At 31.8% G+C, this 21,071-nt stretch carries 21 protein-coding genes and 1 other annotated feature; of the genes, 7 read left to right on the top strand and 14 right to left on the bottom strand.

All coding sequences use genetic code 11. The features are described from left to right. Nucleotides 1-141 precede the first annotated feature (141 nt). Nucleotides 142-351: a DUF378 domain-containing protein gene (locus tag K292_RS0108780; RefSeq protein ID WP_037372900.1), complete on the top strand. Its 210-nt coding sequence runs from the start codon at nt 142-144 to the stop codon at nt 349-351. 141 nt (nt 352-492) lie between these two features. Here K292_RS0108780 and K292_RS19290 read toward each other — a convergent pair whose 3' ends face one another. Further along, nucleotides 493-621, bottom strand: coding sequence for a hypothetical protein (locus tag K292_RS19290; RefSeq protein WP_281168542.1), 129 nt, complete (start codon nt 619-621; stop codon nt 493-495). 161 nt (nt 622-782) lie between these two features. Then, nucleotides 783-1,024: a binding site (T-box leader), on the top strand. Between the two features lie 154 nt (nt 1,025-1,178). On the opposite strand from K292_RS19290, the gene K292_RS0108790 reads away from it, so the two are divergent. The 4 genes from K292_RS0108790 (at nt 1,179) to K292_RS17870 (ending at nt 5,560) form a co-directional block, all read left to right on the top strand. Next, complete coding sequence (locus K292_RS0108790) at nt 1,179-2,477, top strand: phenylacetate--CoA ligase family protein (RefSeq protein ID WP_027399526.1); 1,299 nt, start codon at nt 1,179-1,181, stop codon at nt 2,475-2,477. A gap of 15 nt (nt 2,478-2,492) precedes the next feature. Beyond that, nucleotides 2,493-2,873, top strand: a complete 381-nt coding sequence (locus tag K292_RS16585) for an ACT domain-containing protein (protein ID WP_051280564.1) — start codon at nt 2,493-2,495, stop codon at nt 2,871-2,873. A gap of 225 nt (nt 2,874-3,098) precedes the next feature. Further along, nucleotides 3,099-3,461 (top strand): BlaI/MecI/CopY family transcriptional regulator, encoded by a 363-nt coding sequence (locus K292_RS0108800; RefSeq protein WP_027399527.1) that lies wholly within the window; start codon nt 3,099-3,101, stop codon nt 3,459-3,461. Nucleotides 3,462-3,466: 5 nt separating this feature from the next. Then, nucleotides 3,467-5,560, top strand: coding sequence for a M56 family metallopeptidase (locus K292_RS17870; RefSeq protein WP_051280566.1), 2,094 nt, complete (start codon nt 3,467-3,469; stop codon nt 5,558-5,560). An 82-nt stretch (nt 5,561-5,642) separates the two neighbouring features. On the opposite strand, the gene K292_RS0108815 is transcribed toward K292_RS17870, so the two are convergent. Next, entirely contained in the window at nt 5,643-5,888 is a 246-nt protein-coding gene (locus tag K292_RS0108815; protein WP_027399528.1) for a YdbC family protein, read from the bottom strand. Nucleotides 5,889-6,083: 195 nt separating this feature from the next. Here K292_RS0108815 and K292_RS0108820 point away from each other — a divergent pair, with 195 nt between their 5' ends. Further along, a complete protein-coding gene (locus K292_RS0108820; RefSeq protein WP_027399529.1) occupies nt 6,084-7,634 on the top strand; it encodes an ABC-F family ATP-binding cassette domain-containing protein in 1,551 nt (516 codons plus the stop codon). Here the strand turns inward: K292_RS0108820 and K292_RS0108825 are convergent. The 5 genes from K292_RS0108825 to K292_RS0108845 all read right to left on the bottom strand — a co-directional run bounded on the left by K292_RS0108825 (nt 7,620) and on the right by K292_RS0108845 (nt 12,002). Further along, nucleotides 7,620-8,519 (bottom strand): PHP domain-containing protein, encoded by a 900-nt coding sequence (locus K292_RS0108825; protein ID WP_027399530.1) that lies wholly within the window; start codon nt 8,517-8,519, stop codon nt 7,620-7,622. The two genes, K292_RS0108820 and K292_RS0108825, sit on opposite strands and share 15 nt — an antisense overlap. Continuing rightward, nucleotides 8,519-9,721, bottom strand: coding sequence for an MFS transporter (locus K292_RS0108830; protein WP_027399531.1), 1,203 nt, complete (start codon nt 9,719-9,721; stop codon nt 8,519-8,521). The genes K292_RS0108825 and K292_RS0108830 overlap by 1 nt, the downstream gene beginning before the upstream one ends. Before the next feature lie 64 nt (nt 9,722-9,785). Beyond that, complete coding sequence (locus K292_RS0108835) at nt 9,786-10,328, bottom strand: DJ-1 family glyoxalase III (RefSeq protein ID WP_027399532.1); 543 nt, start codon at nt 10,326-10,328, stop codon at nt 9,786-9,788. A 2-nt stretch (nt 10,329-10,330) separates the two neighbouring features. Then, the gene (locus K292_RS0108840; RefSeq protein WP_027399533.1) at nt 10,331-11,305 is read right to left on the bottom strand and encodes an ROK family protein; all 975 of its coding nucleotides are present in this window, start codon (nt 11,303-11,305) and stop codon (nt 10,331-10,333) included. Between the two features lie 34 nt (nt 11,306-11,339). After that, nucleotides 11,340-12,002 (bottom strand): hypothetical protein, encoded by a 663-nt coding sequence (locus K292_RS0108845; protein ID WP_027399534.1) that lies wholly within the window; start codon nt 12,000-12,002, stop codon nt 11,340-11,342. 186 nt (nt 12,003-12,188) lie between these two features. On the opposite strand from K292_RS0108845, the gene K292_RS0108850 reads away from it, so the two are divergent. Beyond that, a complete protein-coding gene (locus K292_RS0108850) occupies nt 12,189-12,683 on the top strand; it encodes a MogA/MoaB family molybdenum cofactor biosynthesis protein (protein WP_027399535.1) in 495 nt (164 codons plus the stop codon). Nucleotides 12,684-12,770: 87 nt separating this feature from the next. Here K292_RS0108850 and K292_RS0108855 read toward each other — a convergent pair whose 3' ends face one another. From K292_RS0108855 to K292_RS0108885, 7 genes are all read right to left on the bottom strand, one after another. Further along, entirely contained in the window at nt 12,771-13,697 is a 927-nt protein-coding gene (locus tag K292_RS0108855) for an ABC transporter permease (RefSeq protein ID WP_037372902.1), read from the bottom strand. Continuing rightward, entirely contained in the window at nt 13,697-14,761 is a 1,065-nt protein-coding gene (locus K292_RS0108860) for an ABC transporter permease (protein ID WP_027399537.1), read from the bottom strand. Before K292_RS0108860 ends, K292_RS0108855 begins: the two co-directional genes overlap by 1 nt. Further along, nucleotides 14,754-16,283 (bottom strand): ABC transporter ATP-binding protein, encoded by a 1,530-nt coding sequence (locus K292_RS0108865; RefSeq protein WP_027399538.1) that lies wholly within the window; start codon nt 16,281-16,283, stop codon nt 14,754-14,756. Before K292_RS0108865 ends, K292_RS0108860 begins: the two co-directional genes overlap by 8 nt. Before the next feature lie 19 nt (nt 16,284-16,302). Continuing rightward, complete coding sequence (locus tag K292_RS0108870; protein ID WP_027399539.1) at nt 16,303-17,430, bottom strand: BMP family ABC transporter substrate-binding protein; 1,128 nt, start codon at nt 17,428-17,430, stop codon at nt 16,303-16,305. A 58-nt stretch (nt 17,431-17,488) separates the two neighbouring features. Then, nucleotides 17,489-18,061, bottom strand: a complete 573-nt coding sequence (locus K292_RS0108875) for a xanthine phosphoribosyltransferase (RefSeq protein ID WP_027399540.1) — start codon at nt 18,059-18,061, stop codon at nt 17,489-17,491. 229 nt (nt 18,062-18,290) lie between these two features. Next, entirely contained in the window at nt 18,291-19,676 is a 1,386-nt protein-coding gene (locus K292_RS0108880) for an NAD(P)/FAD-dependent oxidoreductase (RefSeq protein WP_027399541.1), read from the bottom strand. Between the two features lie 154 nt (nt 19,677-19,830). Next, nucleotides 19,831-21,048 carry an arginine deiminase gene (locus tag K292_RS0108885; RefSeq protein ID WP_027399542.1) on the bottom strand — a complete coding sequence of 406 codons (1,218 nt, stop codon included), beginning with the start codon at nt 21,046-21,048 and terminating at the stop codon, nt 19,831-19,833. Between the last annotated feature and the right edge of the window lie 23 nt (nt 21,049-21,071).

Consider the following 21,071-nt stretch of genomic DNA (forward strand, 5'->3'; position numbering starts at 1 on the left):
TTCTCCCTCAAAATATATAATTTTTAAAGTATTTTTCCCTTTAAACTTCTATTAAATTCAAAATTTAACCTAATTAAAAATAAATATTTTTATATTATATCATATTTTTTTTTAAATTGTACAAAATAGTATCTGAAAGGAGTGATATCTTTGAGAAATTTAGCTCTTATTTTAGTTATTATTGGTGCAATTAACTGGGGACTAATAGGATTTTTTAGATATGACCTAGTATCTAGTATATTTGGCGGCAACTTAGAAGTTGTAAGCAGAGTTATATTTGCCATCGTTGGTCTTGCCGGAATATATGCTATTTCATTCTTTTTCAGAAATCGTCATACTATGCAGTCCTAAAAGGGGTTAAAAGATAGAGCCCTAAAACAAAATGGAGTGTTCTCTAATAGAATATATTTCTATAAAGACACTCCTTTTTATTTTTTTTTTAATTTAAAGAATCCGGTACATTTTTATGTACCGGATTCTTTATTACGTCTTCTAGCAGCAGCAGTTATCATTACAACTGTTATTGCAGCCACATAAGCTAGGCTGACAGAATATAACCACTAGTAATAAGAAAAAGAACAATAGGCTATCATCAATGCCTCCACAACCATTAAATCTCATATGGAAATACCTCCCTTTTAATTAGGTTAATTTTATATTACTATATGCTATTAAAAAAAATAGGTTACACTAATTCAATTTATTCCATAAGCTTAAAAAAAATCTTTTGTTTTCCTTGACATTTTTTTATCTGAGGAATATTATAATAATATTATAATAAATTAAAAGTGATGACAGGGTAAAGTAAGTTATATTTTTTAGTTTACAGAGAATCGGTAAGATAAAATATCTGTTTGGGTGAGAGCCGATAACGAAATATTAGCCCAAGTTCCCCCTCGAGCTTACACATTGAACAAAATATAAGTAGGTGTGTACGGTTTCCTCCGTTACAAGGATATGGATATATTTGTCCTGAGTGGCTTAGTAGCAATTAGAGTGGTACCGCGGGTTTCCCGTCTCTTATGAGATAGGAGCCTTTTTTATTTTTATAGGTATAATATATTGCAAAGCAATATTGATAAAATATAAAAAGCCTCTGTAAGGCATTATAGTTCCCCCAAAGGACACATTATTTTAAGTTTCAAAACAGTAGATTTTTTTAATAAGGAGAAAAGAAAATGATTTGGAATGAACCAATGGAAACGATGAGCAGAGATGAAATGATAAATTTACAAAATAACCGTCTTAAAGATATGGTTACGCGTGTTTATCACAACGTTGAATTTTACAGAAAAAAAATGCAAAGTTTAGGTATTGAACCAGGAGATATTAATACTATTGAAGACCTGGTTAAATTACCTTTTACAACTAAAAAAGATTTAAGAGACAACTATCCTTTTGGTTTATTTGCTGTTCCTAAAAGTGAAATTATCAGACTTCATGCATCTTCAGGAACAACAGGCAAGCCAACAGTAGTTGCTTATACAAGAAAAGACATAAATACTTTTGCAGAAGTAGTTGCTCGCGCCCTTTGCTGTGCAGGAGGAACAAAAAATGATATTATTCAGATTGCTTACGGTTATGGTTTATTTACCGGTGGTCTTGGGATACACTACGGTTCAGAGAAACTGGGAGCAACAGTAGTACCTATTTCCGGAGGTAATACTTCTAAGCAACTTACACTTATGAAAGATTTTGGTACTACGATTTTAGCTTGTACCCCATCATATGCACTTTATTTATCAGAAGCTATGGTAGATGCAGGAATTGATGCTAAGGAACTGCCACTTCGAATTGGTATCTTTGGAGCAGAACCTTGGAGCCAAGAAATGAGAATGAAGATTGAAGAAGGTTTGAACATTACTGCTCATGATATTTATGGTTTAAGTGAAATCATTGGTCCCGGAGTTGCTTGCAGCTGTGAACATCATAGCGGATTGCACATTGCAGAAGATCATTTTATTCCTGAAATTCTAAACCCGGATACATTAGCTCCTGTTGATGCCGGTATTGCAGGTGAATTGACCTTTACTACTATTACAAAAGAAGCAATGCCTCTTATAAGATACAGAACCCGAGATCTTTCCAAATTAACATATGATAAGTGTGAATGTGGAAGAACAAATGTCAGAATGTCTAAAATATTAGGTCGTTCCGATGATATGCTTATTATCAGAGGAGTTAATGTATTCCCTTCACAAGTGGAAAGTGTACTTCTTGATATTCCTGAAGCAAAACCTCACTATATGCTTATTGTAGACAGACAGGGAACTATGGATACTTTAGAAATCCAAGTTGAAATTGATGACAGATATTTTTCTGACGAAATGGCTCAATTAGAACATATTCGTAAAAAAATCAAACAAAAAGTAGAGAGTATTTTGGGAATTAGTGTTATAATTAGTTTAGTAGAACATAAAACTTTAAAACGAAGCGAAGGTAAAGCTCAAAGAGTAATTGACAAGCGTAAGATATAGAAAGAGGTGACTGAATTGATTATAAAACAACTATCTGTATTTTTGCAAAATGAATTAGGCAGACTTGAAGAAGCAACAGATGTGATTTATAAAAATAATATTAATATTACTGCACTCAGTATTGCTGAAACCGCTGAATATGGGATTTTACGAATGATTGTAAGTGATACGGATAAAGCCGCAGAAGCTCTTAAAGAATGTGATTTTTCCATTAAGATTACAGATGTCATTTGTATTGAAGTTCCTGATAATTCAGGTGAACTTCATAAAATATTAAGAAAATTATCGGATAACGGAATTAATTTGTCGTATATGTATGGATATTCAAAATCGGGAAAGGCTCCGTTAATTTTAAAAGTCAGTGATCCAAAAAAAGCCATTGAAGTATTAGAATAAAATAAGTGATAAATATACAATTGTTTCAAAAATGTAATTTACGTTATCAAAAACTGATTCCAGTATAATGGAGTCAGTTTTTTCATTATACACAGTAAATATTTATCATTATTAAATTATTAATAAACTCTTCTTGATATTTAAGTCTACAAATGATAGACTTAATATTAACGTCAAGTCTAATCATTGTAGTCCAAAATAAACAAAAAATTTTAAGGAGAAAAAATGAATGGATTTAATTTAGGTAAAATGGAAAACAAATTTGCTGATTTAATATGGAAAAGCGAACCCATATCTTCGGGAGAACTTGTAAAATTATGCGAAAAAAACTTTGACTGGAAAAAATCAACAACTTATACCATGCTGAAAAGATTATGTGAAAAAAATATTTTTAAAAATGATAATGGAATAGTAATATCTCTCATAAGTAAAGAAGATTTTCAGACTCAGCAAGGTGAATTATTTTTAAAAGGAAATTTCAGTGGATCTCTTCCTAAATTTGTTGCAGCATTTATACGTAGAAATAAACTTAGCAAAAAAGAAATTGAAGAACTTAAAAAGCTTATTGAAAATAGTAAGGAGGAATAAATTATATGTTAGATAATTTATTTTTACAAATACTGAAAATGAGTTTTACAGCAAGTTTTGTTATTATAATCGTTCTATTTGTAAGATTATTTCTAAAAAAATGTCCCAAGCTATTTTCCTATATTCTTTGGAGTGTCGTTCTTTTTAGATTGATATGCCCATTTTCCTTTGAAAGTAATATTAGTTTTGTTCCATCAAAAGTTGACTCTATTTCATATGATATTGTGTCTATGGAAAGTCATGAGATTAATACAAATGCTAAAATTACTAACTCAGACAATGAAGTCTTACTTCAACCTACAGTTAAATCAAATATAAATAAAGCTCAAGATTGGATACCAATAGGTAAAACAATATGGATTCTGGGAATTTCAATACTTTTTATTCACAGTCTTTTTTCTTTATTTTCTCTAAGAAGAAAACTTAAAGCTTCAAAGAAAATAAAAATAGAATATAACGTTTATGGCATAGATGGATTGGATACAGCTTTTGTATTGGGATTTTTTAAACCTAATATCTATATTCCTTTGGGACTAAATGAAAAAGAAAATAATTACATATTGCTGCACGAGAAAACTCATATAAAAAGGTTTGATCATATCATTAGAATACTAAGTTTTTTTATATTATGTGTACATTGGTTTAATCCCCTTGTTTGGGCAGCTTTTATCTTTGCAATGAAGGATATGGAAATGTCTTGTGATGAAAGTGTATTAAAACATACTGATTCTGATATAAGAAAGGATTATGCTTCCTCCTTGCTAAATCTTGCATCAAAACAAAACAATATAAAAGCTGGTCCCCTTTTCTTCGGGGAAGGAGATATAAAAACAAGAATAAAAAATACTCTTAATTATAAAAAGCCTACTTTTTGGTTTCTAATATTATTAATTATACTAATTATTTATATTTTAATAGGATTATTTGCAAATCCAAAAGCAAAAGTTACCACCGTAGAAGACTATGCAAATTTATATATTAAACAAGAAATGAAAAATTATGAGAACTTAAAATATAATGATAACAGTATAAAAATAACAGATAAAAAAATTACTAAGCTTGAAAAAATTGCACAGTTTGATAATCTTATGAAAGACTCCGTAGAAATTTGGCAATTAAAATATAGATTAAAACCTGATGATATTTCTAAAGTTATATTAGCAGGAGGTATGAATGAAATAGATGGGTGGCTCACGGAAGAAAGCAGTATGGGTAAACCATTACTTGTATTTACTAATAAACATAAAAAATATAAATATTTAGGCAATATGTGGAGCGGTGATGATTCAAACGGTAATATTTATACTAAAGCAGGAAAAGAAATTTTAACTAGAGTATTTCTTGAAGAAAATGGTTTGATTCCTAAAGAAAGTTATAAAGGAAAACATGCCATTGCAGACTTTACAATGTCAACAGGCGAGACAAGCAGACTTCTTTTGTCAAAACCCATAAAACAAAGCAGCGATGGAATTTGGAGTGTTGAAAGATGGATGGACGGCAATGGCGCTATATATTATGAAGTTCCAGATACCGATAAAAGTATAGAAGCTTACTATGACTATCTTCAAGAGCTATCAAATGAAGAATCCTATAAATGGCTGAAAGATCCTAAAGCTGTATCATTAAATTATATAAATGATGTATTAAATCAGCCATTTACAATAAAACAACTAAATCTAAAAATCAAAGATAATATAGAATTAAAAGAATTTTATGACACTCCCGTCAGTGAATATATAGGCTATATCTCAAATTTTTTGAAAGACGATAAAACATATTTTTATTTAGACAGAGTTGAATGGCTCACTTCTGCAAAAGACATTGAACGTTTAAAAGAGTTAAAAATAGATCCTAAAACCCTTAATAATGGATATTATATTTACAATCCCGCAACATATCCTGATTATTTTCAAATAAATGAAAAAAGTAAATACTATATAATAAATTCAAGCAGTGAAACTTTATATGAAAAAGAAGTAAGCTTAGAAAAAATTAAAGATTCAATAAATACTTTTGAAAAAGAAAATATACAAATTCCATTTAAAATAACTACTAAAGACGGATATGTTACAGAAATAAGAGAACTATATATTCCTTAAAGTAAGGCGCAGTATATACTGCGCCTCACCCATTTTCGCTACTATAATTTCGCTTGATTGATTTGATATTTTTAATTCTCTTTTAAGATAATTTTTCTTCTTTAAGTAACTCACACAATACATTTGCCTCTTCTTTATTTAAAGTGATACCTCGACTCATAAGTTTATGATTTTCATCCCAATCTCTAATATCATATTTTGCCGGATTTCCATTCCAGGAAACTAAATTTAATTCTCTTTTCCATCCCGATGAATTATTTTTTCCTATTACTCCGATTTTTTCAGTTATTTCAAATGTAACTTCTCTGTCTTTTTCTTTTGTTGGCATTTCCTTTAATTCCTTTCTTTTTTAAATTTTTTATCTGTTTATTTACATATTTTGTATTAATTGTATAATATATGTAAATAAATGTCAATGATAAAATAATAATAAAATTTCTATCTTTACATAACGATATACAGCATATAAAATGTATAACAGCGTTAGATTCATCTAATTACCTGTATAAAGGAGAATAACTAAATGTTAAATGTAAAAAATGTAACACATGGCTTTGGGGCCAGACGAATTTTAGAAGATGCTTCCTTTCGATTATTGAAAGGTGAACATATAGGACTTATTGGAGCAAACGGCGAAGGTAAATCTACTTTTTTAAATATAATTACAGGACAATTGATGCCTGATGAAGGAACGGTAGAATGGAACAAAAGAGTAACCGTAGGATATCTTGACCAACATTCATCGTTAAAAAAAGGAATGACAATAAGAGATACCCTAAAAGGTGCTTTTAAAGGAATGTTCACTCTTGAAGCCGAAATGCTTAAACTATATGAAGATATGGCTAATACTGATGCTGATGAATTGGAAAAAATGATGGAAGAAGCAGGAGAAATCCAGCAAATATTAGAACATAGTGGATTTTACACATTGGATGCTAAAATCGAGGAAGTTGCCAATGGTCTTGGTCTATCCTCCATTGGCCTTGATAAAGATGTCTCAGATTTGAGTGGCGGACAACGTACAAAGGTACTGCTCACTAAGCTGCTCCTTGAAGATCCGTCAATTTTAATATTAGACGAGCCTACTAACTATTTAGACCACGAACATATAGAATGGCTAACAAGATATCTGCAAGAATATGAAAATTCGTTTATTCTTGTCTCTCATGATATGGAATTTTTAAATTCTGTTATAAACGTTATTTATCACGTTAATGATGGAGAATTAACAAGGTATACCGGGAACTATGAAAAGTTCAAGCAAATGTATGAAGTTAAAAAGAGTCAAGAAATAAAGGCTTACGAGAAACAACAGCAAGAGATTGAACGCATGGAAGATTTTATTGCAAGAAATAAGGCCAGAGTAGCTACACGTGGCATGGCAAACAGCAGACAAAAAATGCTTGATAAAATGGAAGTACTTGAAAAACCAAGAGAAAAGCCTAAGCCATCTTTTTCTTTTAATGAAGCCCGTACCCCTAGCAGATTTATTGTTGAAGGAAAAAATGTAGTGTTAGGCTATGATGATCCTCTTACAAAACCTGTGAATTTTGTACTGGAAAGAAATCAAAAGATAGCAGTTACAGGCACTAACGGTCTTGGTAAGACTACTCTACTAAAGACAATTCTTGGAAAAATTCAATCTATCTCAGGTAAAATAGAACTTGGTGAATTTATTATTCCGGGTTATTTTGAGCAAGAAGCTGAAAGAGACTCTGAAATCACTGCATTAGACTATATATGGAATGAATTTCCATCTTATACTAATGCAGAAGTACGTACTGCTTTAGCAAAATGCGGATTGACAACTGAACATATTACAAGTCAAATGCGTGTATTGAGCGGTGGTGAAAATGCTAAAGTCAGACTTTGTAAGCTTATGCAAAGAGAAGCAAATTGGTTGATTTTAGATGAGCCCACAAATCATTTAGATATAGAAGCAAAAGAAGAATTAAAAAAAGCCCTAATTGAATTTAAGGGCACAGTTTTACTAGTTTGTCATGAACCTGATTTTTACGAAAGCTGGGTTACTGATATTTGGAATGTAGAAGACTGGACATTAAAAGTGATTTAAGAATTTACTTAAAACTTTCATATCAGGTAATACAGGAAATTCACCTATCTCAATGTCCTCTTTTACTTCTTTTCCATGAAAATCTGTACCTGCTGTAACTAATAAGTCTAACTTATCAGCAATTTCCAACAGTCTTTCCGTTTCATAAACTAAATGACTGCTGTAATAACATTCCATACCCATAAGACCAAATTCTTTTAACTTTAACAGAAGAGGCTCTAGTTTATCAAAAAAACTACCCTCTTCATTTTTTCCTTTATAGCTTATTTTCATAGGATGTGCCAAAACGGGCACACCTCCCGCCTGGCAAATAAGTTCAATTGCTTTCTTGGCATCAATTTTTGCTCTGTAAATTGATTTAACTTTAGGATGGCCTAAAAACTTATCTTTTTTAAAAGCCTCTTTAATTGAAGTTACATAACCCTTTTTTAAGAGTCCTCTTGCAAAGTTAGGCTTTCCCACATATTCCTGCATAGGATAAACCTGAAAATCTTCTCTATTTAAATCATAGCCTAAATCTCGTAAAGCTTTTAACATCTTTTGGTTTCGTTCTTTACGTTTTTTTTGAATTTCTTCTACAGCATAATTTATTTCTTTATTATTTGTATCAAAACCATATCCTAAAAGGTGCATATAAATTTCTTGACCCTGCTGTGCATTTCTATTAAATATATTTCCCTCTTCTAAAGCAGCTGAAAATTCAATCCCTGGTATAACCTTTACACCAAACTCTTTTCCTGCTTCTATAGCCTCATTTATGCCTTTTAAGCCATCATGATCCGTAATGGCTATTATATCCGTATTTTGTTTTTTTGCCCTGTAAACTAAATCTCTAGGTGACATACTACCATCAGAATAATAAGTATGTAAATGAAAATCAACCATTAATCTTCACCATTCCCTTTCCTCTTGTTAATATAAATCAGCACAAGCTGCATAATTATAAAAATTGGAATAAAATTTAAAATTGCATGAATTCCTGCATTTACTGAAATAGCCGCTCCAAGCATAGGAGAAACCATCATAGCTGCTGATGTAACTGTGCCCATTATTCCAAATAATGCTCCCTTTTTACGATAATCTGTTGCTTCCGATGCAGCAGATGTTAATATAGGCTCAACAGAACCTACAATAAAAAAATATACCGCATATATAAAGATAAATAAGAAAATTGAATATCTTGGAATTAATAATAATGCAACTGGTAATGAAATTATCGTAAGTATAAACGCTAACTTGAATTTACTAAACCTATCTCCTAGTCTTGTAATAGTTACTGCTGAGATGGCAGTTGCTATACCTGTAGCTCCGCTTATAATCCCTGTTAAAGTAGATGCGCCAGATAAAGTTCCCAAAGTATCTTGTACATATAAGGCAACAAAAGGTATAAATATTGTTCTAGTTATTCTTCCTACAAAAATTACTATCAAAATGCTGATAATAAAAGGTGTAAGCAGCTTACTTTCTTTCTCATCTTCATCTTTTAATTTTATATTTTTTAATTTATCTCCAAATGTATTAGGGTCTTCTTTTACTAGAAATAAAACGAGCAAAAATCCAAAAAGTAAAATAACACCTCCTACAGCAAAGCACAAACGATATCCTATTATTTCAGCTAAAAACCCACCTACAAAAGGACCTATAGAATATCCTAAAAAGTTTGATGAGGTCATAAAACCTAAAGCATAAGACATTTTATTTTCCGGAGTATTGGCAGAAACAAATGCCATGGATGCTGTTATTGTACCTGTAAAAATACCTTGTAGCCCACGCAGAATCATAAATAAAAAAACAGAATGAATACTTCCCATTATAATTAAAAGAATTGATGCGGCTATCATTGCTCTTAAAAGCATCATTTTCCTTCCATACCTATCAGATACCATTCCCCAAATAGGTGCCGCAACTGCCATGGTGGCTGCCGGTAAAGTAGATGCTAAACCTATATAAAAATTTAATTCTGATCCTACTGTAACACCTAAATGCTGTAAGTAGTATGGAATAAAAGGTATGGCGAATCCAAATCCCATTAAACTGAAAATTTGTGATACCCAAATAGTATATAGATTAATTTTCCAACGTTCCATTATGAAATTTCTCCAAAAGATATACTTTATTTTGCTGAATTAGAATACATTAATTTTACATCAATTATTCTATAAGCATACCTTCTTTTACTTTATCTGAAGAATTTTTATTCAGTAAAAGTGTAACTAACTCAAGTGCAAAAGCAGCAGCCGTAGCGGGTCCTTTTGAAGTAATAATATTTCCGTCCACTACAACTTTCTTCTCAGAATAATTTGCACCAGTCAAATAGGATTCCATTCCAACATATATAGTAGCATCTTTACCTTCTAAAAGTCCCAATTGTCCTAAAATCATAGGTGCAGCGCAAATTGCAGCTATCCATTTATTATGCTTTGCAAAGTATTTAATATTTTCTGTAAGTCCTTTATGATTTCCTAAATTAGTTGTTCCCGGCATCCCTCCTGGTAAAACTATCATTTCACATTTTTCATAATCTGCTTCTCTAAACAAAATATCGGCAGATAAAGTCATCCCATGTGCACCAGTAACTTCTTTTTTACTCATAATAGAGATTGTTTTGGTTTCTATGCCAGCCCTCCTTAAAACATCAACAATAGTCACAGCTTCAATTTCTTCAAACCCATCTGCTAAATGTACATATACCATAATTAATCCTCCTCCGCTTTTTCTATATAATTTAATTTTGCAATCATTGCTGCGCCCACAATACCTATATTATTCTTAAAATTTGATATAACAATTTCAGGAATAGGAAATTCCTGAAAATATCTTTCTTCTTCTGTAAACTTTTTAATCTTATCTAAATACCATTCTCCTGCTTTAGACATTCCTCCCCCAATTACAATTTTTTCTGGATCTAAAACAGCAACTAAGTTAATAATTCCTCTGGCTAAATAAAATGCAGCTCTTTCCACAGCTTTATTAGCCGTTTTATCGCCTTCCTTTGCAGCACTTATAATCATAGCCCCATGTATTTTACTAAAATCACCATTACACATACTATATAAGCTGCTACTTTTCTCTCCTTTAGACAAAAGCTCTTTCACATATTTAATCAAAGCATTTGCTGAAGAAAATGTTTCTAAACATCCATTTCTTCCGCAATTACAATTATAAAAATTCTCACCTACTATCATATGACCTATTTCAGCTCCGATCTTATGAAATCCAGTATAACTTTTGCCATCAATTATAATACCACCGCCGATTCCAGTGCCAAGGGTTAACACAATGCCTGTATTAATTCCCCTAAGTAAACCTGCCTCCAATTCACAAGCAGCTGCTGCATTACCATCGTTTTCAACAAAAATAGGCAGCATTAATTCTTTTTTTAATATTTGAACGATAGGAATCTCTGACCAATTTAAATTTATACAATTAATTACCACTCCATTTTCATCAACAGGTCCCGGTACTCCCATTCCAACAGCCTTAACAATATAATTATAATCTTCTCCATCTTTTATAAGTTTTTTACTTAAACTAATAATATTTGAAATAATATTATCCGATCCTGATTCCACATTTGTATAAACTTGATTTTTTAATAAAATCTCACCTTTTTCATTTACAATACCCATTTTTATATTTGTGCCACCTAAATCAATGCCTAAATAATACATAAAAACTCCTCTCTTTAGAGATAAAATTATGTAATTATTGTGAAAACATTCTCCTTGGTCTAGTAATCTTCCACGTTAATGACGCCAATCCTGCCAAAATAATAGCTGAAACAATAATAATACCAATTACGCACATTTTAGCTAACTCATTTGTCATTATTGATGCCAATGCTCCGTCTTCTAAAAGCGGATTTTTAAATATAATATAATATATATATTCTCTCGTTTTAGAAAGAATAAAACATATAACACCTGCTATAACTAACATTAAATAAAAAATAAATGTTATCTTAAAAGAAATCCTCAGAGCCAATTTACGATCTGCTCTAAATAAAATAACATACATTATTACGGCTATTATTGTAATAATAGTAAAAATTATCATGGATTTATTTAAAAAACTTCTAAAATTATTCATAATTACATTTTCTTCTGTTTTAAATATATCTTTATCAATATCTTCAAAATATCCTCGTAAATCAAAGTTTTCTATCTTTCCAAACATGAAACTCGAAATAAAGTCCCCCAATTCTTCATTTGTCTTATCAATAGTTACTTCTCCGGAAAATTCCATACTATTAAACTGATATGTATACACATCCGGCATTCTCAGCACAATATTACCAGCTCCTATAATTGATATAAGTGGTATAATTAAAATAAGTGCTCCAAAAAAAATTCTATACATTACTCTCATTTTTACAATCCCCATTAAAACTTTTTACTATATATAAATACTCTTAGATAAAAATAACGATTTTTTATTAGTTTACTTGTACTTTATACATATATAATATAAAATATTCACGTAATTACAAGATTAAATCTTAAAGTTCTTTAAAATTATACATTTATACATTAATTTTCACATTTGGAGGTTACTATGACATATAAAGTAGGAATTATTACTGCAAGTGATAAAGGTTCTATCGGCGAAAGGGTTGACTTAAGCGGTCCTGCCATAGAGAAAATCATTAATAAATTTCAAGATTTTAAAGTAGAGAAATATATTATGCTTGCTGATGATATAAATCTTTTATCTAATGAAATGAAAAACATGGCAGATAAAAATAATATAGATCTAATCTTAACAACAGGAGGAACAGGCTTTTCAAAACGAGACGTAACTCCTGAAGCAACACTTTCAGTTATTGAAAAACGAGCACCGGGAATACCCGAAGCAATGCGCAGTATTTCTCTTAAAATAACACCTAGAGCTATGCTTTCCCGAGCTGAAGCAGGAATTCGCGGCAACACATTAATTATTAATTTACCGGGAAGCCCAAAAGCTATAGAAGAAACTTTGGAATATATAATTCCTTCTGTAAAGCATGGTCTTGATATCTTACAAGGAAATGACTCCAACTGTGCAAGATAATATCATTATTTTTTATGTTCTTATATAGAAATATTCTTGTGACCTTTAAATAAGTTTAAATCACAAGAATATTTACTATATCATAATTTAGCGCTCTTCACGAAAATAAGCGTTACCTAAATCTTTAGGCGGCTGATCTTCTTTTCTACTCTTATACGTACTTAATATCAACACTACAACTGTAGCCAAATATGGGAGCATATCCACTAAATATTGTGAAATATGAATTCCCATACTTTGAAGTCTTATTCCTAAAATAGATAATCCCCCAAAGAGAAGAGAACCTGCAAAGGCTTTTACAGGATTCCAAGAAGCAAAGATAACTAATGCAACAGCGATCCACCCTCTTCCACCTGTAACTCCCTCTTGCCAAACAGGAACAGTAACAAGTGACATATATGCGCCTCCAAGACCACATAAAGCACCACCTATAAGAATATGGACATACTTATATAATGTAACATTTATTCCTGAAGCATCAGCTGAAGCTGCATTTTCTCCTACTGCACGAAGATTTAAGCCTTTTCTTGTTTTATATAAATATATACTTATCAGTATGATAATTACATATCCTCCATAAGCAAAAATATCCTGTTTAAAAAACATTGGCCCTATCACAGGTATATCTGAAAGTCCTGGAATTTCCACCTTCATAAAAAAGGTTTTTATAGTATCAGGAAGAACTTTACCTACATAATCCTTTCCTACAAAACTGGCAAAACCTGTACCAAAAATAGTAAGAGCTAAACCTGTCACTACTTGATTAGACATAAGTGTAATAGTAAGAAAAGCATAGATTGCTGCTCCGATTCCACCTGCTATAATAGCTGCCAATATTGCAGCTATTGGATTTCCTGTTATATATCCTGCAATAAATCCACATGATGCCCCCATAAGCATCATACCTTCCACACCAAGATTTAAGTTACCGGCTTTTTCAGTTATTAATTCACCTAGGGTTGCGAAAAGAAGAGGCATGCCAGCAATAACCGCTGCACATAAAAAAGATACCATTATTTTTCTCCCCCTTTCTGTCCTTTAAATGAAATTTTATATCTTGTGAAAAATTCACTGCCTAAAACAAAGAATAAAATCATACCTTGTATCATATCAGCTACAGAAGCCGGTACTTGCAGTGCAATCTGAATAAATTTTCCCCCTTGAATCAACACAGCAAATGCAAAGGATGAAATAACCGCAAACGGTGCGGAAAGTCCCGACAGCCATGCAGTAATTATTGCAGTATAACCTATACCGTTAGATAAATAAATAGTAAGGGTTTTTTCTATAGATGAAGACATTATCATCCCTGTAAGACCGCACAAACCTCCTGATACAAGCATTGCTGTAATAATTACCATTTTAACATTCATACCTGCATATTTTGCTGTTGCAAGGCTCTCACCAACAACAGAGATTTCATAACCTTTCTTTGTATGGTTCATAAAAATATAAACAATTACAGCAGCTATAATAGTTATTATCCAGCCAATATTAATACCAAATACTTCGGGAAGAACTGCATTATCCGGATAAGTTGCAATTTTAGGAAATCCTCCTGCATTAGGATCCTTCCATGGTCCAAATTGCAAATAAGTAATCCACTTTATTGCAATATAATTCATCATTAAGGTAAATATAGTTTCATTTGTACCGCATTTAACTTTAAAAAATGCCGGTATAAAAGCCCAAACAGCTCCGAAAAAAAATGCGGCTAGCATCATCAGTACTAAGGTTAAAGCCCTAGGAAATCCATCTAAATTTAGAGCAACAAATGTGGCAGCCATGGCTCCCATCATAATCTGCCCTTCTCCGCCGATATTCCAAAATTTCATTTTAAAGGCAACTAAAATACCAAGTGATGCAACAGCAATAGGAATAGCTTTTACAATGGTTTTTTGAAGTCTCATTTCACTGCCTAAAGCACCTGTTACCATATTATAAAATACATCTATTGAATTATATCCTAAAAGATTTATAAAAATACCTGTAAATAAAATGGAAAGAATTATAGCAGCAATTCTAATTATTATACCTTTTTGTTTTGACAGATCTTCTCTTTTTGTTATATTAATCATTTGCCACCTCCATCTGCTTTCCGCCTACCATAAGCAGACCTAGTTCCTCCTTGGTGGTTTTATCTGCATCTACGATTCCTGTTATTTCTCCATCACAAATTACCATAATTCGGTCACACAGTTCTAATAAAACATCTAAATCTTCGCCTATAAATAATACCGCTACATGATTCTTTTTCTGGTCATTTAACAATTCATAAATTTTATATGATGCTCCGATATCAAGTCCTCTCACAGGATATGCTGTAATAAGAACTTTTGGATTGGAATCAATTTCTCTTCCTAATAGTACTTTTTGAATATTTCCTCCTGATAATCTGCTTACAGGAGTATAAATATTAGGAGTTTGAATATCTAATCTTTCTACAATTTTTTTTGCCTTCTCAATGGATGCTTTTTTCTTCAACATAATCCCCGGCTGTAATTGATAATCCTTTAATATTAAATTATATACCATATCCATGGAAGCAACAAGACCCATCCCTAATCTATCCTCAGGAATAAAGCCCATGCGAATACCTAATTTTATAATATCTCTTGGTGTTTTGCCGATAATATTTTCAGATTCAAAGAAAATTCTTCCTTTTTCAGATTTTTGCAAACCTGCTATAACTTCACAGAGTTCCTTTTGTCCGCTTCCTGCAACTCCTGCAACTCCAAGAATTTCTCCGCCATACAGCTTAAAACTTATCTCTTTAAGAGAATGTCCTTCTTCATGGTTTACAACACTTAGATTATCTACTTCAAGGAGAAGGTTTTTATCAGGAACAACTGTCCTGTCAATGGATAAATCAACGGTTTTACCTACCATCATCTCAATAAGCTTTGGTACTGTTACTTTACTTGTTTCAACAGTATCGATAGATTTTCCTTTTCTGAGAACAGTAACTCTGTCACTTATCTCCATTACTTCGTTTAATTTGTGAGTAATAATGACAATCGCACATCCCTGTTCTTTCATATTTTTAATAATTTTAAACAACCTTTTTATTTCTTGTGGTGTTAATACGGCCGTAGGTTCATCTAAAATTAGTATTTTCGCACCTCTGTATAATACTTTAATAATTTCTAAAGTCTGTTTTTCACCCACAGACATATCATAAACTTTTTTGTCAGGATCTACATCAAGACCATATTTATCCGATAGTTTCTTTATCTCTTTTGATAAGTTTTGACCACGCACAAAAGTTCCCTTTTGTCCAAGAACAATATTTTGTTTAGCTGAAAAAACGTCAATTAGTTTAAAATGTTGATGGATCATTCCAATTCCAAGCTTTATTGGTTCTTTCGGTGAATAAAAGCGAACTTCTTTTCCATATACAAAAATAGAACCGCTGTCAGGGTGATAAATCCCTGACAGCATGTTCATTAAAGTACTCTTACCTGCACCGTTTTCTCCAAGCAGAGCCAATACTTCTCCGTTGTTTACGGTCAGATTAACGTTTTCATTTGCTTTTATTGAACCAAAGGACTTGGATATATTTTTCATTTCAATAGCAATATTGTTATTGAATTCTTCCATAGTATATCCTCCGATTAAATTAATCATTTTTTATATTATAATTTCCGATTACTCCTTCTACAAGATAATCCATTGCCCAAATCTCATCTTTTGTTTTTAAAGATTCACCTTCAGGTACTGCTATTGTACCATCCTGTTTTTTAATAGGTCCCACAAATACAGGTTCTCCCGCAAGGAATTTATCTTCAACTTCCTTTATCTTAGCTTTCGCACCTTCAGGAGCAACGTCTGATAATGGAGCAAGAGTAACATAGCCATCTGACATATCTCCATAGTATACTCCTGGTTCCCAAGTTCCGTCAAGAACAGCTTGTACTCTTCCTGTATAGAAAGTAGCATTATCCCAAAGAGGCGCAGTCATAAATGCTTTTGGAGCCTGATCACGAGTATCTGAATTATACCCGATTGCCCATTTTCCTGCTTCCTGTGCTGCAATTTGAGGACCTGCTGTATCACAGTGCTGTGCAATTACATCACATCCCTGTTCAAGAAGTGAAACTGCTGATGCTTTTTCAAGTGCAGGATCATACCAGCTGTTTGTCATAACTACAGTAACTGTTGCATCAGGATTAACTGACTGTACACCAAGGGTAAAAGCATTTATGCCAATAGCTACTTCTGGAATAGGATATGCTGCAACATATCCAATTTTATTTGTTTCAGTCTTCATACCTGCAACTATACCAGAAAGATATCTTGGCTGCTCCATAGCTCCCATATAATTTCCAAAATTTGTATTGTTTGATTTGGTACCTGAAAAATGCATAAATTTGACATCTGGGAATTCTTTAGCAAGAGCTTCTGTTCCATCCATAAAGCCATAGCTTACAGAAAATATTAATTGTGCTCCCTGATCTACTAAAGTCTCACCTGCTGAAACAACATCTTCTACTGTTTCCGCAACATTTTCAATTTTAAGGCATTTAACTCTGTCTCCAAACTCTTTTTCAATAGCAAGTCTACCTTTATCATGTGATTCTGTAAATCCGCCATCATCAACTGGTCCAACATAGATAAATCCAACGGTTAATTCTGGTTCACCTGCTTTCGAGTCATCTTTTGTTTTATCACTTTTGTTGTCTCCGCAACCTGTCATTGCCGTCATAGCTAATACTAATATCAGTACAACTGCTAAAAACTTTTTCATTTTTTCTCTCCTTCTTTTAATTAAAAACTATCAACAAGGGGAATAATCCCCAAAATAACTATATAAAATTTATAATTCCATCGTTGATTGATTGAATTACAGCTAAGCTTTCAACTTGATATCCTTTTTCTTTTAATTTCTTGCTTCCCCCTTGGAATTGTTTTTCAATAACTGCTCCAATACCTACAACTTCTGCTCCTCCCATTTCAACCAATTCTGCCATCCCCATAGCTGCTTCACCATGAGCCAGAAAATCATCTAAAATAAGGATTTTATCTCCTTTTTCTATGTATTTTTTCGATACTCTTACGATGGAGGTTGTCCCCTTTGTAAAGGATTTTACCTCTGCTCCGTAAAATTCATCTGTCATAGTATTGGGTGATGTTTTCTTTGCAAATACCACTAATGGATTTCCGAAATATTCAGCTGCCATGCAGGCAATGGCAATGCCTGAAGCTTCAACTGTTAAAATCTTATTAATCTCTTTATCTTTAAATCTGTTTTTAAATTCTTTACCTAATTCACTTAAAAATTCAACGTCTATCTGATGGTTTAAAAATGAATCTACTTTTAGAATTTCCGTACCTATGGCTACGCCATCTTTGATAATTCTGTTCTTTAATGCTTGCATATTTTATTTGTCTCCTAAGCATTCTACTATTTATTTCATATATATTTAATTAAATATATATATATTAATTTTTACATTTTTTTAATAATTATTACTGACTTTCGGCAACAACGTTATTATAATATTTGGTATCTGTTTAGTAAAGCGGTTTTTTGCCAAATATTTAATATTTTTGACATAGAATTTAAGAAAGTTCGTATTTTTACGAACTTTCTATTTTCCATAAAATTTAAATTGCATATTTTTCAGCTAATATTCTTCCAACATGAACCCCGCTTGCCGATGCTTGAGACAGAGAATGTGTCACTCCCGATCCATCACCTAATGCATAAAGACCTTTAACCTTTGTTTCTAAATTATTATCTACTTGAACTTTAGAATTGTAAAATTTAACTTCAACACCATACAATAAAGTATCTTCATTTGCAGTACCCGGAGCAATTTTATCAAGAGCATATATCATCTCTATAATATTATCTAACTGCCTTTTCGGAATAACTAAGCTTAAATCTCCCGGAGTTGCTTTCAAAGTAGGTCTTGTAAAACATTTTTCCATACGTCTTGCACTGCTTCTTCTTCCTTTTACCAAATCTCCAAATCTTTGTAAAAGAACTCCGCCTCCAAGCATATTACTTAATTTAGCAATAGATTCTCCATATTCATTACTGTTTTTAAAAGGTTCTGTAAATGTATTTGAAACCAATAGAGCAAAATTTGTGTTTTCTGTTCTCAGGCTTGGATCAGCATAACTATGCCCATTTACTGTAACAATGCCATTTGTATTTTCTGCTACTACCTCACCATACGGATTCATACAGAAAGTTCGTACCATGTCATTATATTTATCTGTTTTATATACTATTTTACTCTCATATACTTCATCAGTAATATGTTTAAAAATCTCACCGGGTAGTTCAACTCTAACTCCAATATCTACTCTGTTCTTTTTCAGCTCAATGTTCATTTTATCACATATTGTAGATATCCATTTAGAACCTGATCTACCTGTTGCGAGAACTAAATCGTTACATTCATATTTATTGCCCTTATCTGTTGTAACACAAAATCTACCATCATCTAATTTATCAACATCTATAATCTGAGTATAGAATTGTGTCTCTATCCGTTTTTTTGTATATTCAAAAATTCTTTCGATAATTTTAACGTTACGGTCAGTACCCAAATGTCTCACTTTAGCATCCAAAAGATGCAGATTATTTCTAAGTGCCGTTGTTTTTAATTGTGAATTGGCAGTTGAATATAATTTAGCATCGGCACCACCCATACTGCATAAAACTTCATCTACATATTCCATTAATTCTAAGGCTTCTTCTTTACCTACGTATTTATGAAGATCCCCTCCAAATTGATTTGTAATATTATATTTTCCGTCAGAAAGAGTACCAGCACCACCATACCCATTCATAATATGGCAAGGACTACATTTAATACAATTTGTCGTACTGCCAAGCTTAATTGGACAAACTCTTTTTTCTATTCCTGCACCCTTATCTATCATAAGTATTTTGGCATTATTTTTAATCTTTGTCATTTCATAAGACATAAATACACCGCTGGCACCTGCCCCTGCTATAATAATATCATATTTTTCCATTTTTTATCATCCTTTTACTAATGTTATTTAACTAAAAACCTTAGCCTAAAATATTATATTAGTTTATAGTAAAACAAGCAATATATTTATTCCAATTAATAACTATCTTATAAAATGATTTATTTTTCTAATAATTATATTTGCAGGGAATTTATTATATATCTTCTCTGTTTACTGGCATGCTCATACACCTTGGGCCACCTCTTCCCCTTGACAGTTCCGAGCTGGAAATAGTCAATACTTTTACTCCATGTTTATCTAAAAGTTCATTTGTTACATAATTTCGATCATAAGTAATAACAGTGCCGGGAGATATGGCTAATGTATTGGAACCGTCACTCCATTGTTCTCTTTGTGCTGCTATTTTATCATTACCCCCACAGCGTATTAATTCAACATCTTGTAAATTTAACTCTTTTTTTAAGATAATTTCTAAGTTATCATAATTACTACTGAATAAAGGCTTTTTATCTTTGTCCAATGTAACTTCATAAATATTCAAAGGTTCTTCGATCTCTGAATGTATGGCAAATTTATTAAAATCCACCATAGTAAACACTGTATCCAAATGCATAAATGCACGACATTTAGGTATTTCAAATACAAGTACCTTTTGAAAATCTTTATAGCCTAAAATCCTGTTAGCTAATATTTCAATAGCATCGGCTGAAGTTCTTTGACTATATCCCACTGCAACAATTTTTTTAGATAAAACTAGTATATCTCCACCTTCAATGCTGTGTGGCATACCATAATCATACCATTTATTAGTCTCATCAGGAAATACATATTTATTATACATAAACATGTATTTTAATAAAAGTGATTCTCTCTTCCTTGCTCTTGTATTCATAGAATTTATGCATAAGCCATCACCGATGCAAGCACCGGGATCTCTTGTAAAATAAAGATTTGGCATAGGATCTGTATAATAAGGGTACTCTTCTGTAATAAAATCAGCCAAGGAATTAGTTTTTATAAATAACTGTTTTTTCTTTATACCTGCTAAAATGTTATTTACCATATTTTCTGCGCTTAGACTCATTAAAAATTCATGCAATGCATCTCTTACTTTATTTGAATGAATTTCACTTGCCCTAAGAAATTCTTTTAAAAATTGTTTCCTTATTTCATCACTGCTTAAAGCTTTAATTGCTTGTTCTTTAAAATATAATACTTCCACATTATTTTGCTTTAAAACTCGTGCAAAGCAGTCATGTTCATGCTGAGCTGCTTTTAAATAAGGTATATCATCAAATAATAATCTTTCAAAATTATCTGGTACCAATCCTTCTATTTCTTCCCCTAATTTATGAAGCATAACTCTGTTCAGCTTCCCAATTTCAGAATAAACATTTACCCCTAACTTCATGTTTAAATTCTCCCCTTAATAAT

The sequence above is a fragment of the Anaerovorax odorimutans DSM 5092 genome (genome assembly GCF_000426305.1).
Classification (GTDB): Bacteria; Bacillota; Clostridia; order Peptostreptococcales; family Anaerovoracaceae; genus Anaerovorax; species Anaerovorax odorimutans.

Excerpts from the sequence above, each read along its gene's own strand:
- K292_RS19290 (WP_281168542.1), bottom strand. The coding sequence starts at position 621 with ATGAGATTTAATGGTTGTGGAGGCATTGATGATAGCCTATTGTTCTTT.
- K292_RS0108790 (WP_027399526.1), top strand. The coding sequence starts at position 1,179 with ATGATTTGGAATGAACCAATGGAAACGATGAGCAGAGATGAAATGATA.
- K292_RS0108800 (WP_027399527.1), top strand. The coding sequence starts at position 3,099 with ATGAATGGATTTAATTTAGGTAAAATGGAAAACAAATTTGCTGATTTA.
- K292_RS17870 (WP_051280566.1), top strand. The coding sequence starts at position 3,467 with ATGTTAGATAATTTATTTTTACAAATACTGAAAATGAGTTTTACAGCA.
- K292_RS0108815 (WP_027399528.1), bottom strand. The coding sequence starts at position 5,888 with ATGCCAACAAAAGAAAAAGACAGAGAAGTTACATTTGAAATAACTGAA.
- K292_RS0108820 (WP_027399529.1), top strand. The coding sequence starts at position 6,084 with ATGTTAAATGTAAAAAATGTAACACATGGCTTTGGGGCCAGACGAATT.
- K292_RS0108825 (WP_027399530.1), bottom strand. The coding sequence starts at position 8,519 with ATGGTTGATTTTCATTTACATACTTATTATTCTGATGGTAGTATGTCA.
- K292_RS0108830 (WP_027399531.1), bottom strand. The coding sequence starts at position 9,721 with ATGGAACGTTGGAAAATTAATCTATATACTATTTGGGTATCACAAATT.
- K292_RS0108835 (WP_027399532.1), bottom strand. The coding sequence starts at position 10,328 with ATGGTATATGTACATTTAGCAGATGGGTTTGAAGAAATTGAAGCTGTG.
- K292_RS0108840 (WP_027399533.1), bottom strand. The coding sequence starts at position 11,305 with ATGTATTATTTAGGCATTGATTTAGGTGGCACAAATATAAAAATGGGT.
- K292_RS0108845 (WP_027399534.1), bottom strand. The coding sequence starts at position 12,002 with ATGAGAGTAATGTATAGAATTTTTTTTGGAGCACTTATTTTAATTATA.
- K292_RS0108850 (WP_027399535.1), top strand. The coding sequence starts at position 12,189 with ATGACATATAAAGTAGGAATTATTACTGCAAGTGATAAAGGTTCTATC.
- K292_RS0108855 (WP_037372902.1), bottom strand. The coding sequence starts at position 13,697 with ATGGTATCTTTTTTATGTGCAGCGGTTATTGCTGGCATGCCTCTTCTT.
- K292_RS0108860 (WP_027399537.1), bottom strand. The coding sequence starts at position 14,761 with ATGATTAATATAACAAAAAGAGAAGATCTGTCAAAACAAAAAGGTATA.
- K292_RS0108865 (WP_027399538.1), bottom strand. The coding sequence starts at position 16,283 with ATGGAAGAATTCAATAACAATATTGCTATTGAAATGAAAAATATATCC.
- K292_RS0108870 (WP_027399539.1), bottom strand. The coding sequence starts at position 17,430 with ATGAAAAAGTTTTTAGCAGTTGTACTGATATTAGTATTAGCTATGACG.
- K292_RS0108875 (WP_027399540.1), bottom strand. The coding sequence starts at position 18,061 with ATGCAAGCATTAAAGAACAGAATTATCAAAGATGGCGTAGCCATAGGT.
- K292_RS0108880 (WP_027399541.1), bottom strand. The coding sequence starts at position 19,676 with ATGGAAAAATATGATATTATTATAGCAGGGGCAGGTGCCAGCGGTGTA.
- K292_RS0108885 (WP_027399542.1), bottom strand. The coding sequence starts at position 21,048 with ATGAAGTTAGGGGTAAATGTTTATTCTGAAATTGGGAAGCTGAACAGA.